Below are 14877 nucleotides of genomic sequence, written 5' to 3'. Positions count from 1 at the left end.
TCGCCTGGCCGAGGTTCTCGGGCTGCTGCCCAGCCACAGCACGCCGCTGCGCCGGATCCCGGGCGATGCCCGATCCCGTCACGGCGGCAGAACACCACCACGCGCCAGAGAAGTCGACACAGAATTAGCCCAGCTCAACCGCCTCGATCAAATTGACAGGTTCCGCAGGTTGGTGTGCCGCTTGGCGTCCGGATTCACGTTCGGGTCACTGTCGCACACGCCGTCGACACCGCGCTTGGCAACCGGCAGCGCATCCGCTTCAAACTCCAGAGTTCCGGCTGGCACGGGCGTGCCCGTTGCGTGCCCGACCGGTTGGTGATCAACAGGGCCACAGGCGGGAACGGGCGGGTGGCTTGGCGGAGCCTAGACTTAGGCCATGCCGATCGACCTGAGTCTGCTCCACGGTGTGCGGTGGCGGGGGCAGCCAGTGATCGGCGAGAGGGCTCAGGCGCTGCTCGCCGCCCTCGCGCTCGCCTGCCGCACCGTGAACGCGGACCGGCTCGTCGCGGAGGTGTGGGGGGACGACGAGCCGGCCAATCCGGCGAAAGCGCTGCAGGTCCTGGTGTCCCGGACCAGGTCGGTCGTGGGGGCGGAGGCACTGGCCACGGAAGTGGGCGGCTACCGGCTCGAGGTTCCGCCCGACCGGGTCGACGCCGGTCGGCTGCACGGTCTGGCGGGCCTGGCGCGGGCGCTGCTCGTCGAGGATCCGGCCGCGGCGGCTGCGGCGGCGGAGGAGGCGCTCACGCTGGGTGCCGGAGCGCTGCCCCCCGAGGGCGGCGGCCCGCTGGCCGAGGTGCGCCGTCGCGCGGAACGCGATCTGGCGTCCGCGCGGGTCGTGCTCGCCCGGACCCGGAGCCGGAGCGGCGACCACGGCCCCGCCCTGCCCGAGCTCGAGGAGGCTGTGCGCGTCCCCCCGGAGGACGAGGGGCTGCTCGCCGACCTCCTGCGCAGCGAGGCGGCGGTGCGCGGGACGGGCGCCGCGCTGGACCGCTTCGAGCGCTACCGCTCGGACCTGCGTGAACGGATCGGCGCCGACGTCAGCCCGGAGCTGCGGCGGGTCCACCAGGAGCTGCTGGCGCTCGACAGCCCCGTACGTACCGGCGTGCGGTTCGACACGACCCCGCTGCTCGGCCGCGACGACGACCTCCGACGGGTGCGGGCGCTGCTCGCCACGTCCCGGGTGGTCTCGATCCTCGGCCCGGGCGGGCTCGGCAAGACCCGGCTCGCCCATGCCGTAGCCCGCGAGGCCCCGCAGCCGGTGGTGCACTTCGTCGAGCTGGTCGGCGTGACCGCGGCCGAGGACCTGGTCGGCGAGGTCGGGTCGGCGCTCGGCGTCCGCGACTCGGTGACCGGACGTCGCACGCTTACCCCGCAGCAGCGCGCCGACGTCCGCGCCCGGATCGCCCAGCAGCTCGGCCTGGCCCCGACGCTGCTGGTGCTCGACAACTGCGAGCATCTGGTGGAGGCGGTCGCCGACCTGGTCGCCTATCTGGCCGCGACCACGCGGGAGCTGCGCGTCCTCAGCACGACTCGCTCGCCGCTGGCGATCGCCGCCGAACGTGTCTACCCGCTGCCCCAGCTGGGAACCGGTGACGCGGTCGAGCTGTTCCGCGACCGCGCGACCGCGGCCCGGCCCGGCGTACGCCTCGACGGGGAGGACGTGCGCGCCGTCGTGGCCCGCCTGGACGGCCTTCCGCTCGCGATTGAACTGGCTGCCGCGAAGGTGAGGGTGATGTCACCGGTCGAGATCGCCCGCCGGCTGGACGACAGGTTCGCGCTGCTGCGCGGCGGCGATCGGAGCGCCCCCTCACGGCACCAGACGCTGCTGGCGGTGATCGACTGGTCCTGGAACCTTCTCGGCGAGCGGGAACGCCGGGCACTGCGCCGCCTCTCGGCCTTCCCGGACGGCTTCGCCCTCGACGCGGCGGAGGAGGTGCTCGGCGGCGACGCTCTCGGCGACATCGAGGAGCTCGTGGAGCAGTCCCTGCTCACCGTCATGGAGACGGCCGACGGCGTCCGGTACCGCATGCTCGAGACGGTGCGCGAGTTCGGCCGGGTACGGCTGGACTCGGCCGGCGAGACCGCCGAGGCGCGAGCCGCCGTGCGCGCGTGGGCCGTCGGTTACGCCGACCGGCACGGTGTCCGGCTGTACTCGCCGGAGCAGGTCGACGCGATGGACCGGCTGCGTTCGGAGGAGACGAACCTCGCCGACATCCTGCGCGAGGCCCTCGCCGACCCCGACCCGGAAGCGGTGGTGGTGCTGTTCTCCACTCTGGGCGGCTACTGGATGATTTGCGGAGACCATCCGCGCGGCATCGTCCTCACCCCGGTCGTCGCCGCCGCGTTGACCGGCTGGACGCCGCCGTCCCGGCTCCTCGACCGGACCCGGGTGGCCCTGAGCATGGCGCTGTTCAACACCGTCATCGTCTCCTCCGAAGAGATCGGGGGACTGGCACGGATGCTGTCCGCGCTGGGCGCCGACTCGGCGAACCCGGGCGTCCGGGCGCTGGTGACCGTGCTGCTCACCGTGGTGTCGGACCCCGAGAACGGCTTCGACACGCTGATCGCCGATCCCGACCCCATGATCCGCCAGATCGCGCTGCACTGGCTGAGCCACGGCCGGGAGAACGCCGGCGACCCGGCCGGCGCGATCGAAGCGGCCCGGGCCGCCCTCCAGTTCGTCGATGACGACGGCGGTCCCTGGCGCCGGGCGGTGCTGCACACCCAGCTGGCCGGCCTGTACGCGCACCTCGGTGAGTCCGCGTCGGCCTCCAGACATGCCACCGAGGCGCTCCCGGTACTCGAACGCCTCGGGGCGGTGGATGACGCCATCCAGATCCGCGCCGCCCTCGCCATGGCGGCGCTCACTGAGGGGCGCCGCGACGAGGCCGCACGAATGATCGACGACCTGGAGGCGCTCGCTTCCCGGGGCACCTACGGCGAGGTCCTGTCGGTCGCCACAGGCAGAGCCCAGCTGACCCTCGTTGACGGCGACATCGCCGAGGGACTGCGGCGGCACCGCGAGACCGCCGAGGTGCTCCGGAACCTGCACATCCCGGGCACGCCGGACGGTTTCACACCGTGGGCCCTCCTGGGCGAAGTCATCGCGCTCTCCGCGTTCGCGCAGTACGGCGAGGGCGACGACGGCGGGGACCTCTTCGAGTCGCTGCGGACCAAGGTCCTGATCATGTTTGACCCGGACCACACGTTCAGGGACTACCCGGTGATGGGGATGGTGCTCGCCGGACTGGGCATCTGGGGCCTGCTTAAGGGAGCGCTGCCCGCCGAGGAGGGGGTCCGGCTGCTCGTGCTCGCCGACCGGTTCGCCTACAACCGGTTCACCCCGACGATGCAGTGGTCGGTGCTGTCCGCGCACGCCGAACGGATCGCCCCTGGCGTCATATCCCGGATCGAGGCCGAATACGGCGAACGACGCGGCCTCGACCTGCTGGCCGAGGCCCGTACCGTCCTGGAGCGGGTGGTCTGACACCGTCTACATCTTGCGGGAGTACGAGCGGACCGCCAGCGGGGCGAACACCGCGACGACGACCACGCAGCCGATGAGCGCCCAGCCGACCTCGGCCGTCACGGCCCCGTCGTTGAACAGGTCGCGCACCGCGGAGACGACGTGCGAAACCGGGTTGACCTTCACGAACGCCTCCAGCCAGCCGGGCAGCGTCTCGGCGGGGACGAAGGCGTTGGACAGGAAGGTGAGCGGGAACATGATCATCATCGAGATGCCCTGGACGCTCTGCGCGGAACGCGCCATCGTGCCCAGCCAGGTGAAGATCCACGCCAGCGACCAGCCCGCGATCACGGTGAGCGCGACGCCGCCGACGCAGCCGAGCACGCCGCCGCCGGGGCGGTAACCGATGACCAGGCCGGTGACGAGCGTCAGCACCGACGCGATGCCGTAACGGATCAGGTCGGCGATCATCGGGCCGGCTAGAGGGGCGATCCTCGCGATCGGCAGGGACTTGAAGCGGTCGAAGACCCCCTTGTCCATGTCTTCGCGCAGCTGCACGCCTGTCGCCATGCAGACGGTCAGGGCCGTCTGGGCGAGGATGCCGGGGATCAGTACCGGGAGGTAGTCCGACACGCTGCCGGAGATCGCGCCGCCGAAGATGAACGCGAACATCGCCGTGAACAGCAGGGGCTGGATGAGGACGTCGAAGAACTGCTCGGGCTTGCGGCGCATCTTCTTCACGGCTCGCCATGCCATCGCCAGGATCTGGACCCAGGACTCCTGGACCGAGCTGCGGGACGTGGTGCGGGCGACCACGGCGGACGGGTCGACGCGCTGAGGGTTGAGGGTGGTCGGGGTCATGGTGCTCGTAGTGGTCATCGGGCCGCCTCTATCTGGGGTTCGTCGTCGGCGCCGTGGCCGGTCAGCGCAAGGAAGACCTCGTCCAGCGTCGGCTTGGCGACGCTCACCGAGGAGATGCCGAGACCCGCTTCCCGCAGGCTGATCAGGACGTCCGCGGCCCGGTTGGGGTCGGGAAGGGGGATGTTCATGCGTCCTGATTCCGGGGTCAGGACCGGTTCCTCGCCCAGCAGTCGGCGGACGACGTCCGCGGCTAGGGCGGTGTCGGAGCCGTCCGCGAGGCTGAGCTGCAGACTTGAGTCGCCGACCTGGGTCTTCAGGGCGTCGGGGGTATCTTCGGCGACCTTTCGGCCTCGGTCGATTACGGCTACGCGGTCGGCCAGTTGGTCGGCTTCGTCTAGGTATTGGGTGGTAAGGAGGATCGTGGAGCCGTCGGTGACCAACTCGCGGATGGTGTCCCACATCTGGCCCCGGGTTCTTGGGTCGAGGCCGGTTGTGGGCTCGTCCAGGAAGATCAGGGGTGGGCGGGTGATCAGGCTGGACGCGAGGTCCAGGCGGCGGCGCATGCCACCGCTGAACTGGGATAGGGGGCGGTCGGCCGCCTCCTGGAGGCCGAAACGTTCGAGTAGGTCACCGGCGATGGTCTTGGCTCGGGCGCTGGTCAGGCCTTGTAAACGGGCGAACAGCCAAAGGTTCTCCCGAGCGGTCAGGTCCTCGTCTACCGAGGCGTACTGACCGGTGACGCCTACCAGTTGCCGGATGCGGTGGGGTTCCCGTCGGACGTCGACGCCGAAGATCTCCGCGTGGCCGCCGTCGATCGGGAGCAGGGTGGCGAGCATTCGGAGCGTGGTGGTCTTGCCCGCTCCGTTGGGGCCCAGGACTCCGAAGATCTCACCTTGCCGTACGTGAAGGTCGATTCCGTCCACGGCCCGGAAGTCTCCGAAGTTCTTGACCAGACTCTCGGCCCGGACGGCACTGAGGTCCGCCATGACGCGTCTCCTCTCTCCGCCGGGTACCTCCCGGCGTCCGAGGAGAGCTTCTGCGTTGTCGGCTTCATCGCGGCTTCACGCTGGTTTCATCCCTGACCTGGCGGTTTCACCGGCTCCGGTGACCTTCTCCACTACGGCATGTCTGCCTTGCCGCGTCGCGTGACCATGAATCGGCAGCCCGAAAGGGAGCGGCCTCAACTCTGTACCCGCTGCCAGTCACCGGTGATCGACACAGGAAGGATCCCGGTGCGGGCCACGTGTACTGCTTCAAAACGCGTCACATAGGGCTTGAACTGGGCGTTCTCTAGAGCGTGAGGGTGTCAAAACTCGGCCTAAGATGCTGACCTGCGCGTTAACGGCCGGGTGCCTCGTTGGTCAGCCAGCTCGCTCATACTCGCTAATCAGTCCGCCGAGGACTGGACGGCGCTCGATTCGGCCGGCCGGAAGCGAGATCATGTCGGCATCCTCCATCGGAGCTCGAAGGCCCAGCGAGCGGTGCGGCCTGTGCCGGTGTAATGCTCGGCATACTCGCGCAGCACAGTACCGAGATGACGTTCACCGAAATCAGCATCCGGTCAGTGCACTCCGACCGTGCGGTCCGCACCCATCGCTCGGCGAACGCGTTGGCCCGCGGAGCCCGAGGTGGCGACTTGAGGATGCGGATGCCGTCGGCCGTGAACACTTTGTCGAACATCGTGGTGAACTTCGTATCCCGATCGCGGATGAGGAACCTGAACCCCTCCACCCTGTCCCCAGTTCGATCACCAGGTTCCTGGCCTGCTGCGCAACCCACGGCCCGGTCGGATGCTCGGTGACGCCGGGGACGTGCACGCGGCGGGCGCCGATCTCCATGACGACCAGGCAATACAGGCGTTTGAACAGCACGGTGTCGCAGTGGAAGAAGTCGCATGCCAAGATCCCCGTAGCTTGAGCACGCAAGATCTCCAGGTTGGTCCCACGCGTCGCAGCGCGGGGTCCCTGTCTCGGCCGGGTCCCCGGCTGGCATCCGCGACAACTCGATCCGGCGGGCATACCGATCCTCCCAGTCGGGCTGGATCCGCGGCCCGCCCGGGTCTGTGCGCAGTGCGGTAGGCCTTGCCGGAGAGGGTTCGAGGTCGTCGCGAAGGTTCTGCACTGCCGCGTGCCGGTCGGAGAGCTGGCGGGCGATGCGGCGGCGGCGGCGTGAGGAGTTTGATGCCGCGCTGGCGGATGTCCAGGCGCTGGGGCTCAACCGGCGTCCGAAACATGCCCGCTGCGCGGCAGGACGTGGTGGATCACGCTGCAGAGACGGTCGGATGCGGAGTACTGCTCGGCGCGGTGCGGCGTGGCGGGAGCGTCGAGGGATCCGCCGCCGTGGCTGGTCACGTTGAGGGCACGTTCTGTTGCTTCCCGTCGGAGATGAGGCCGGTCATCGGCTCTGGCTCTACGGTCGGGTCAGCGTCGCCCTCGCGGGGGAACGCGGACCCAGGCCATGCCAGCGGCCTGAGCAGCCCGGATCCCGTTGTCGGCGTCCTCAAAGACCAAGCAGTGCTTCGGGTCGACACCCAACTGCTGGGCTGCTAGCAGAAACGGGTCCGGGGCGGGTTTAGCCCGTGGATACTCGCCGGCGCAGACCATCACCTCGAACTTGTCGAGCAGTGTCAGGGCGGTCAGCGTAGCCGTCACCGACTCACGACTGCTACCAGATACGACAGCGAACGGGATGCGTCCGAATTCTGCTTCGATGTGCTCGAGCACGCCGGGCACTGCGGTCAGCTTGGGCAGCATCTCCTGGCAGAGCTCCTCACCGCGGCGAGCGACGGCCAGCACCGGCATGGCCAGCCCCTGGCTTGTATTGAGGTCGGTGATGATGTCGACCACCGTCCGACCGCCCCACGCGTAGAACAGTTCCTCGGAGAGCTCACATCCCCACTCGCTCAACGCCTGCTGCCAAGCGAGAAAGCGCAGCGGCATGGAATCGGCTATGGTCCCGTCGCAGTCGAAGAGGTAGGCGCCGAACTCACCGGGGGGAAGACTCAAGATCACCGAGCTATTTTATAGGGAGACTTTTGACCAGCACCCGCTCAGCCCAGGCCTATCGTGCAGTCCCAGCGCGACCTGCAGAACGAGCTGACCGCCGAGGGGATCGCCGCGGCGGAGGCTGAAGGACGCTACCGCGGCCGGCCGCCCGCGCTGGCTGGTGCTCGGCTTGAGGATGTGCGGTCGGCGTTCCGTGCGCATGGGGTGAGCCGGGCCGCTGGCGGGGACACCGATCCGCAGCATGTAGCGGGCGGGTGTGGCCCGGGCACTGTCACGGGCAGCGTTGGCCTGAGATCAGGGGTTCGGCGGCGATTGCGAACCGCCGGCTCAGTTCTTGTTCACCCATCACGGACGCCGCCTCGGCCAACAGGCGGTGCGCGCACTCGATCGCGCCGCCTAGGAGGCCGGGCTCGGTCACGTCACCTCTCACTAACTCCGGCACACCTACGCCACCGCTTTGGTGAACGCCGGAGTCTCGTTGCAGGCGCTGATGGCGCTGCTGGGACACTGCGCCTGCCGATAATTTCATCCGCCCAGGTCATGGCCTTGTAGGGCTTCGCGTGGTGTGTGAGTTTCGGCCATCAGGGGGATACACGTGCGGCATGATGATCGGTCGTGCTCCTCCGCCTGGCCTATCTGACCGTTACGAACGCCTTCGCCGTGCTGCGGTTGCTACCGATGGCTGATCGGGACAAAGACGTCGAGATCCTTGCGCTGCGCCACCAGATCACCGTCCTTGAACGGCAGCTCGGCGCCGACACCCGGGTTAGATTCGCACCCGAGGACCGAGCCTTCCTCGCTGCCCTTCTGACATCGCTGCCCCGCGAGGTCCTGCGCCGGCTACGGCTTCTCATCCGGCCGGATACCGTCCTGCGCTGGCACCGCGATCTGCTGAGACGGCGTCATGCCCGCACCTGCCGGCCGAGGCGGCCTGGGCGCCCGCCAACCGTCCGCTTCATCCGCGCGCTCATTCTGCGCCTGGTCCGTGAGAACCCGTCCTGGGGATATCGGCGGGTGCACGGCGAGCTCGCCACGCTCGGCATCAAGGTGGCTCCGTCCACGGTTTGGGAGATCCTCAAACAGGAAGGTCTTGATCCGGCTCCTGAGCGGGCGTCCAGGACGTGGGCCGATTTCCTGCGCTCTCAAGCCGACGCGCTGCTGGCCTGCGATTTCATCGAGACCGTCACCCTCAGCGGGCAGCGCCAGTACATCCTGGCCGTCATCGAGCACGCCAGCAGGCGCGTCCGCGTGCTCGGCACCACCGCCCACCCGACCGAGAGCTGGGTCACCCAGGCGATGAAGAATCTCGTGATGGACCTGGAGGACGCGGGATGCCGGGCCCGTTATCTGATCAGGGACCGGGATGGAAAATTCCCCGCCCTCATGGATGAGATCCTGGCCGAGACCGGCCTGCAGACCGTGCTCACCGGGATCCGGATGCCGCGGATGAACGCGATCATGGAGCGATGGGTGCAGTCGTGCCGCCGCGAACTGCTCGACCGCTGCTTACTGTGGAACGAACGCCACCTGCGGCACGCCCTGCGCGAGTATGAACGGTTCTACAACCAGCACCGCGCCCATCAAGCCTTGGCCCAAGCGGCTCCGCTGCGTACCGTCCCGGATCCGATCACGAATCCGGAGCGAATCGCCGACCTGGAGATACGCCGAAGAGACCGGCTCGGCGGGGTCCTCCACGAGTACTCACATGCCGCTTGAACTGCATGGACGGAGTTTTCGGCAGGCGCACTGCTGCTGCATGTCCCGGAGGGCAGGCGGACCTCGGACTTGGAGCAGCGGCGCAAGGGTCCGGCGGTGCCGTCGGGCAAGAACCTGGAGAAGGCGCTGGAACGCGCCGCGGAGATTTTCAGGGTCGGTCTGGGGTCGATGCCGCTGCCGCCAGAAGTGCCGCATCGGCGGATGGTGGACCTGGCCCGGTACGGGATGCAGGCCACGGCCACGACGTTGCGCAGGCACGGCCCATCCCGTCAGCTTGCGACGCTGCTGGACACGATCATCTACTTGGAGGGCCGCCAGAGGCCGGATCGGCAGGTAACGCGCACCCGTGACGGGGCCCTCCTGACCAGCGCCTGGGCGGCCTCGGCGCAGGCGGACGCGCGGCAGGCGCGGGTGACGGCGTGGGCGGGGGTGCGGCGCCGCGCGGAACGCGACTCATCCAGGCGGATAGCGTCGGGGCAGGCGTATCACGCCTGCACGTGTGCTAGGTTAGACGTAGTTGCAGTTGTGGTACCCATGATGAACTTGTGTGCGCCTGACGGTATGTAGCGTCAGGTGCATTTTTGTTTGCCGGTCTTCTCCGGGTGTGGGCCTATCGCGGCGACGCGGAATTCGCGCAATGCGGATTTCGGCTTTGCACCTATCAAGAGGAGATCAACATGGCTTCTGGCACCGTGAAGTGGTTCAACGCGGAAAAGGGCTTCGGCTTCATCGAGCAGGACGGCGGCGGCGCCGACGTCTTCGCGCACTACTCCAACATCGTCTCTCAGGGCGGCTACCGCGAGCTGCGCGATGGCCAGAAGGTGGCCTTTGATGTCACCCAGGGCCAGAAGGGCCCGCAGGCCGAAAACATCGTTGCCGCCTGACAAAATAGCGCCACGAATCAGGGCTCGCACCTTCACGGGTTGCGGGCCCTGATTCGTTTCCGGCTGCTGTATCGCCGCCCGCACGAGAATCGGCGGCACGGGATGTCAACCACAGCCGCACAGCTTCTAAATACCAGTAATCGACAGCGTGTGAAACGTCATCACGCCTGGTAGAAGGCATGAATCCCGGGAGATGCGAGGCCAGCGACAACAAGCGCGACCAGGTCGCCAAGCTGCACACCAAGACCCGGTCAGCTTCGCGCTGCCGGGTCTTCTCACCGCCGGTGCTAGTGTCCGGCCGGGCGGTCGCGCGCGTTGTTGATGCGCAGCGCCTCGGCGAGCTGGTCTTCCAAGATGATGATCCGGCAGGCGGCTTCCACAGGTGTGCCCTGATCGACGAGTTCCCGGGCGCGGGCTGCCAGGCGCAGTTGGTAGCGGGAGTAGCGGCGGTGGCCGCCGCTGGAGCGTTTCGGCTCGATCAGTTTGGCGGCGCCCAGAGCCCGCAGGAACGTTGGGCTTACACCGAGCATCTCCGCGGCCGCGCCCATGCTGTAGGCGGGGTAGTCCTCGTCGTCGAACCGATCCTCGAACCGGTCTTCGGCCCTGAATCCAGCGCTGGATCCGGCCGTGTCCGCAATCCTGCCGTGAGCGAGCGTGTCACCCTCGGCAGCCGAGCGACGTTGATCCATACATTCCTTCCATGACGCGCACAGGGGGCCCCGGCGCCTGTCGCGCCGGGGCCCCGAAGAGTTCAACACCATCTACCGGCCATCTGGCCGGCTCACTGTCGTCCGCATCCGCCGTACTGAGCGGCGGTGATGCGGGGATCGCGGATGCGTGACCGGAGACCACCTGCCTATCTGTGGAACTGCGGTACCCGAGCGGCGAGACTCAGCCGGCAACGGGCGATCCCGATGGCGTTCAACACTCCCTTCATCTCTATCTTCCGGACCACTGTCCAACTTCACCTGCGGCAGCGCGTCCACGATCAGGGCCCCTAACCACTGCACTGGCCCGTCACATCCGACCTTCTGCCATCAACCTTCCACTTCATCTTGCTCCGGGCAGTTCATCGTGGTGCCAGTACTTCCGCCGCCCGGTCGATCCGTTCCTTGCGATGTGCGAAACACTAGCCTCAGCGGTCACAAATGTCTACTGCGGCGAACACAGATTTTCGATGTCAGGCACGGCAGCCTTCCGGCGGCGCCGTTGACCAGCGGGAACACCACTAACGCCGGACCTCATTCCAAATCTCTCTGACCCCCGGTGCGGTCGATGAGGGATCCCCAGGGCATGCGCCCCAGCGCGGAGGTGTGGTGCCGATTCTGTTCAGGAAATGGCCCTTCCGTGAAGTAACCTGACCCCATGCCGTCGCCCACCCCCAGCTCGACCATCACGCGGGTACGGCCTGTGGCTGGCCAGGCGGTCGTGAGATCAGGTCCTGCTTGACCACCCCGACGGGCGCTCCCGGCTTCGTCTGTTCATCCGCCGCCACGCCACACCACCCGCCGGCCCCGCCGGAGTGGCGTGGCATCTGGCAGAGGGCTAAGGATGATGGGCCATGGACGTGGACAGCGGTTCCGCTGAGCGCTTCACCGTCTCGATCGGCCTGCATGAGGACTTCATCGTCGCTCGGGCGGCCGGCGAGCTCGCCGACCACCTGCGGACCGAGCTGATCAGTGACGCGCTGACGGCGGCGGTAGATCCAGGACCCGGCAGACGGGCCCGACCCCGAAGCGGTCGCGCAGGTGATCGATCACTGCGACTGCCTCGTCCGGGGACGGTCGAGCTCCGCGGCGAAAAAGCCGAGGCCGCTTTGAGGATGTCGTTGGCCCTATGCAGCTCCGCGTTCTCCCTGCGTAGCGCCTTGATCTCCTCCCGTTCGGCGGTGGACAGCTGCTCGGGGCGGCTGCCGTCATCGGCCTCGGCCTGGCGACCCAACCGCGCAACGCCTCACGGTGCACGCCCAGATCACGGGCGATCTGCGCCATCGGGCAACCGCTTTCCCGGACAAGCCGGACAGCGCGTTCGCGGAGTTCATCGGGGTATTGGCGGTGTGCAGCCATCGTGGTGGCTTCTCCCTTCCCCAGCCGATCGTGCTACAAGATCGTGCTGGTTTCAGGGCCTTCACGAAACTCGGGTTGGCTCACCCCGGAGCGTCTCGCGTTTGAGGGAGGCGTGGAAGCTTTCGCAGGCGGCGTTGTCGGCGCTGGTCCCGACGGCTCCCATGGACTGGGTGACGCCCAGTCGGCGGCACAGGGCGGCGTAGTCCTTGGAGGTGTATTGCGACCCGTGATCGCTGTGAAAGATCGATCCTGCCAGGCCGCCCCGGGTCGCCGCGGCCATCGTCAGCGCGTCGGCGACCAGGTCGGTGCGCATGTGGTCGGCGATCGACCAGCCCACCACCCGGCGGCTGAAACAGTCCAGCACGGTGGCCAGGAAGAGGAAGTCCCCGTCGCCGAGCGGGAGATAAGTGATGTCGCCCATGTACTCGGCACGCCCAGGTCGGCCTCGGATTGAGCGGCCTAGCCTGCGGCTTTCGCGGTGAATTTGTGTCAGCTTGATCGTTAACATGAGAAAAGTGCCTTTGAGCTGGGAGGATAGGGCTTGTCTAAGGTCCAATCCGCGCCAGTTCAGAAGGCACTTTTCACGTGAAGACTATCGCCTCCCACCGCAAGATCGTGGCGTCCGCCGACGGCTCAGGACTCCTCTCGCAGGCCGGTGGGCTGCTGCTGTTGGAGACGATTCGGGTCACCGGCCTGGACAAGGCGCTATCAGGGCAATTGGAACGGTGGCGGCCATCCCGGGCCGTCCACGATCCGGGCAAGGTCATCGCCGACCTTGCCATCACGTTGGCGTTGGGCGGGGACTGCCTGGCCGACATCGCGATGCTGCGCGCCCAGCCCGACCTGTTCGGCCCCGTCGCCTCCGACCCCACCGTCTCCCGCCTGATCGACCGTCTGGCCTCCGATCCCGCCCGCGCGCTGAAGGCCATCCGCGCCGCCCGCGCCACCGCCCGCCAGCGGGCCTGGGCTCTGGCCGGGAAGAGCGCACCGGGCGCCGACGGCGAACTGATCCCGATCGATATCGACGCGACCATTGTCATCGCCCACTCCGACAAGCAGCAGGCCACGCCGACCTGGAAGAAGACCTTCGGGTTTCACCCAATGACGGTCTTCGCCGCCCACGGAGCCGGGGGTTCCGGCGAGCCGCTGGCCATCATGCTCCGCCCGGGCAACGCCGGGTCCAACACCGCCGCCGACCACATCGACGCCGGCGCTGCCGCCTTGGCCCAGCTCCCCAAGCACCGCCGACGGCAGGTGCTGATCCGCACCGACTCCGGCGGCGGCACCCACGAGTTCCTGTCCTGGCTCACCAAACCCGGCCGCCGGCTCGCCTACTCCGTCGGGTTCACCCTCACCGACGACATCGGGACCGCGATCCTGGCCCTGCCCTCAGATGCCTGGTCGCCCGCCTACGACGCCGACGGCCAAGCGCGGCCGGGCGCGTGGGTCGCCGAGCTCACCGGCATGCTCGACCTGAACTCCTGGCCAAAGGGAATGCGCCTCATCGTGCGCAAGGAGCGCCCGCACCCAGGCGCGCAACTGCGCTTCACCGACATCGACGGGCACCGCTTCACCTGCTTCGTCACCAACACCAGACGCGGTCAGCTCGCCGACCTGGAGTTACGCCACCGCCGCCGGGCCCGCTGCGAAGACCGCATCCGTGCCGCCAAGGACACCGGCCTGACCAACTTGCCCCTGCACGACTTCGCCCAGAATCAGGTCTGGGTGGAGATCGTCGCGCTGGCCTGCGAACTCCTCACATGGATGCAGATGCTCGCCCTGGACGGACCGGCCCGCCGGTACGAGCCCAAACGGCTGCGGCTACGCCTGTTCGCCGTGGCTGGACGGCTGGTCCGCGGCGGACGGCGGCTACGGCTGCGCATCGCCGCCTGCTGGCCCTGGGCCGACCAGCTCACCACCGCCATCACCCGGCTACAAACATTGCCCGCACCAATCTGACCAGCACAAAGCCGCCCCACCGACCAGGAAAGGACACCCTCGGGCCCGTGGAACCCGCCCACCCGGCGCGACAGCCGGGCCCCCGGGCTGGCCACGACGGCGAATTCATCTCCCAGCCGAACAGCTCAGCCGACCAAACGAAGATCGCGAAAGATCAAGGCTAGCGGCGGCGGTGTTCAGTTGAGGTCCGACTCCGAGAGATAACGGGGATCAGAGCGGGGGGAATGCTCCAGGCCGACAGTGAGGAGAGCTTGCCGAATTCTTTGGACGATCTGATTGGTCGTCAATAGATCAAGGTTGGGGTCGGAGCTCAGAATTCGGCTGTGGAGGTCCTGTGCCGCTGTGGTGGGTTCGGCGCCGAATTGTTCGATGAGACGGCGGCGGAGTTGCTCGTAAACGTAGAGTGCTTCGGGCTGACGGCCGTCTCGGTGGAGCGCGAGCATGAGTTGAGTGTGTGGGCGCTCGCGCAGCGGGTGTTTCTCGATCCAGGATCGGAGTCCACCGATGATCTCTGCGTGCCTACCGAGTGTGAGCCGTACGTCGAAGAGATCTTCGGTCACCGTACGATGTTGTTCGTGCAATGGTTCTGCCCAAGCGGCCATGTCGCTATCGAACTCGATCCCTTCAAGCGGATTGCCACGCCATAATGCCAGCGCCTGCTCGAACGCATTTATCGCGTTTGAGTGTTGGCCCCTTCGACTTGCGTCGGCGGCCTCGGCGGCCCAGCGTCTGAAGATCGCAGCGTCCACTTCGCTGTCTGAGATGGCGAGCACGTAGCCGCTGGGTGTGGTGCGGAGTCGCGTGTCCGGGAGGAGACGTCGGAGTCGCGCAAGGTAGGTGTTGAGGTTACTCCGGGCTGACGCCGGAGGATGGCCATGCCACAGCCGCTCGATAAGTTGCCCGCTGGAGACGGGCGTCCC

Annotated in this window: 10 protein-coding genes and 1 pseudogene; 4 read left to right on the top strand and 7 right to left on the bottom strand. The window is 67.8% G+C overall.

All coding sequences use genetic code 11. The features are described from left to right. Window positions 1-376: 376 nt before the first annotated feature. Window positions 377-3487 (top strand): BTAD domain-containing putative transcriptional regulator, encoded by a 3111-nt coding sequence (locus ABH927_RS06755; RefSeq protein ID WP_370019082.1) that lies wholly within the window; start codon window positions 377-379, stop codon window positions 3485-3487. Window positions 3488-3493: 6 nt separating this feature from the next. On the opposite strand, the gene ABH927_RS06750 is transcribed toward ABH927_RS06755, so the two are convergent. From ABH927_RS06750 to ABH927_RS06740, 3 genes are all read right to left on the bottom strand, one after another. After that, window positions 3494-4345 carry an ABC transporter permease gene (locus ABH927_RS06750; protein ID WP_370019080.1) on the bottom strand — a complete coding sequence of 284 codons (852 nt, stop codon included), beginning with the start codon at window positions 4343-4345 and terminating at the stop codon, window positions 3494-3496. Further along, window positions 4342-5313: an ATP-binding cassette domain-containing protein gene (locus ABH927_RS06745; protein WP_370019078.1), complete on the bottom strand. Its 972-nt coding sequence runs from the start codon at window positions 5311-5313 to the stop codon at window positions 4342-4344. The genes ABH927_RS06750 and ABH927_RS06745 overlap by 4 nt, the downstream gene beginning before the upstream one ends. Window positions 5314-6747: 1434 nt before the next feature. Beyond that, the gene (locus ABH927_RS06740) at window positions 6748-7338 is read right to left on the bottom strand and encodes an HAD family hydrolase (protein ID WP_370019076.1); all 591 of its coding nucleotides are present in this window, start codon (window positions 7336-7338) and stop codon (window positions 6748-6750) included. Window positions 7339-7947: 609 nt separating this feature from the next. Between ABH927_RS06740 and ABH927_RS06730 the strand changes: the two genes are divergently transcribed. Both ABH927_RS06730 and ABH927_RS06725 read left to right on the top strand, forming a co-directional pair. After that, window positions 7948-9048, top strand: a complete 1101-nt coding sequence (locus tag ABH927_RS06730) for an integrase core domain-containing protein (protein ID WP_370019074.1) — start codon at window positions 7948-7950, stop codon at window positions 9046-9048. A 677-nt stretch (window positions 9049-9725) separates the two neighbouring features. After that, window positions 9726-9932: a cold-shock protein gene (locus ABH927_RS06725; protein ID WP_370019072.1), complete on the top strand. Its 207-nt coding sequence runs from the start codon at window positions 9726-9728 to the stop codon at window positions 9930-9932. Window positions 9933-10219: 287 nt separating this feature from the next. Here ABH927_RS06725 and ABH927_RS06720 read toward each other — a convergent pair whose 3' ends face one another. The 3 genes and pseudogenes from ABH927_RS06720 to ABH927_RS06710 all read right to left on the bottom strand — a co-directional run. Further along, window positions 10220-10621 (bottom strand): helix-turn-helix domain-containing protein, encoded by a 402-nt coding sequence (locus tag ABH927_RS06720; protein ID WP_370019071.1) that lies wholly within the window; start codon window positions 10619-10621, stop codon window positions 10220-10222. A gap of 987 nt (window positions 10622-11608) precedes the next feature. After that, window positions 11609-11998, bottom strand: a complete 390-nt coding sequence (locus ABH927_RS06715; protein ID WP_370019069.1) for a transposase — start codon at window positions 11996-11998, stop codon at window positions 11609-11611. A gap of 82 nt (window positions 11999-12080) precedes the next feature. Further along, window positions 12081-12425, bottom strand: a pseudogene (locus ABH927_RS06710) (transposase); the annotation flags it as partial. A 158-nt stretch (window positions 12426-12583) separates the two neighbouring features. On the opposite strand from ABH927_RS06710, the gene ABH927_RS06705 reads away from it, so the two are divergent. Continuing rightward, window positions 12584-13957 carry an IS1380 family transposase gene (locus tag ABH927_RS06705; protein ID WP_370019067.1) on the top strand — a complete coding sequence of 458 codons (1374 nt, stop codon included), beginning with the start codon at window positions 12584-12586 and terminating at the stop codon, window positions 13955-13957. A gap of 176 nt (window positions 13958-14133) precedes the next feature. Here ABH927_RS06705 and ABH927_RS06700 read toward each other — a convergent pair. Further along, window positions 14134-14877: BTAD domain-containing putative transcriptional regulator (locus tag ABH927_RS06700; RefSeq protein ID WP_370019065.1), on the bottom strand; the 744-nt coding region annotated here is incomplete at its 5' end.

Origin of the sequence: Planotetraspora sp. GP83, assembly GCF_041262585.1 — a bacterium.
In the GTDB taxonomy this organism is placed as follows: domain Bacteria; phylum Actinomycetota; class Actinomycetes; order Streptosporangiales; family Streptosporangiaceae; genus JAOEGB01.
Note: the sequence above shows the minus strand (reverse complement) of the source record. Positions and strands in the feature narration are given on the sequence as shown.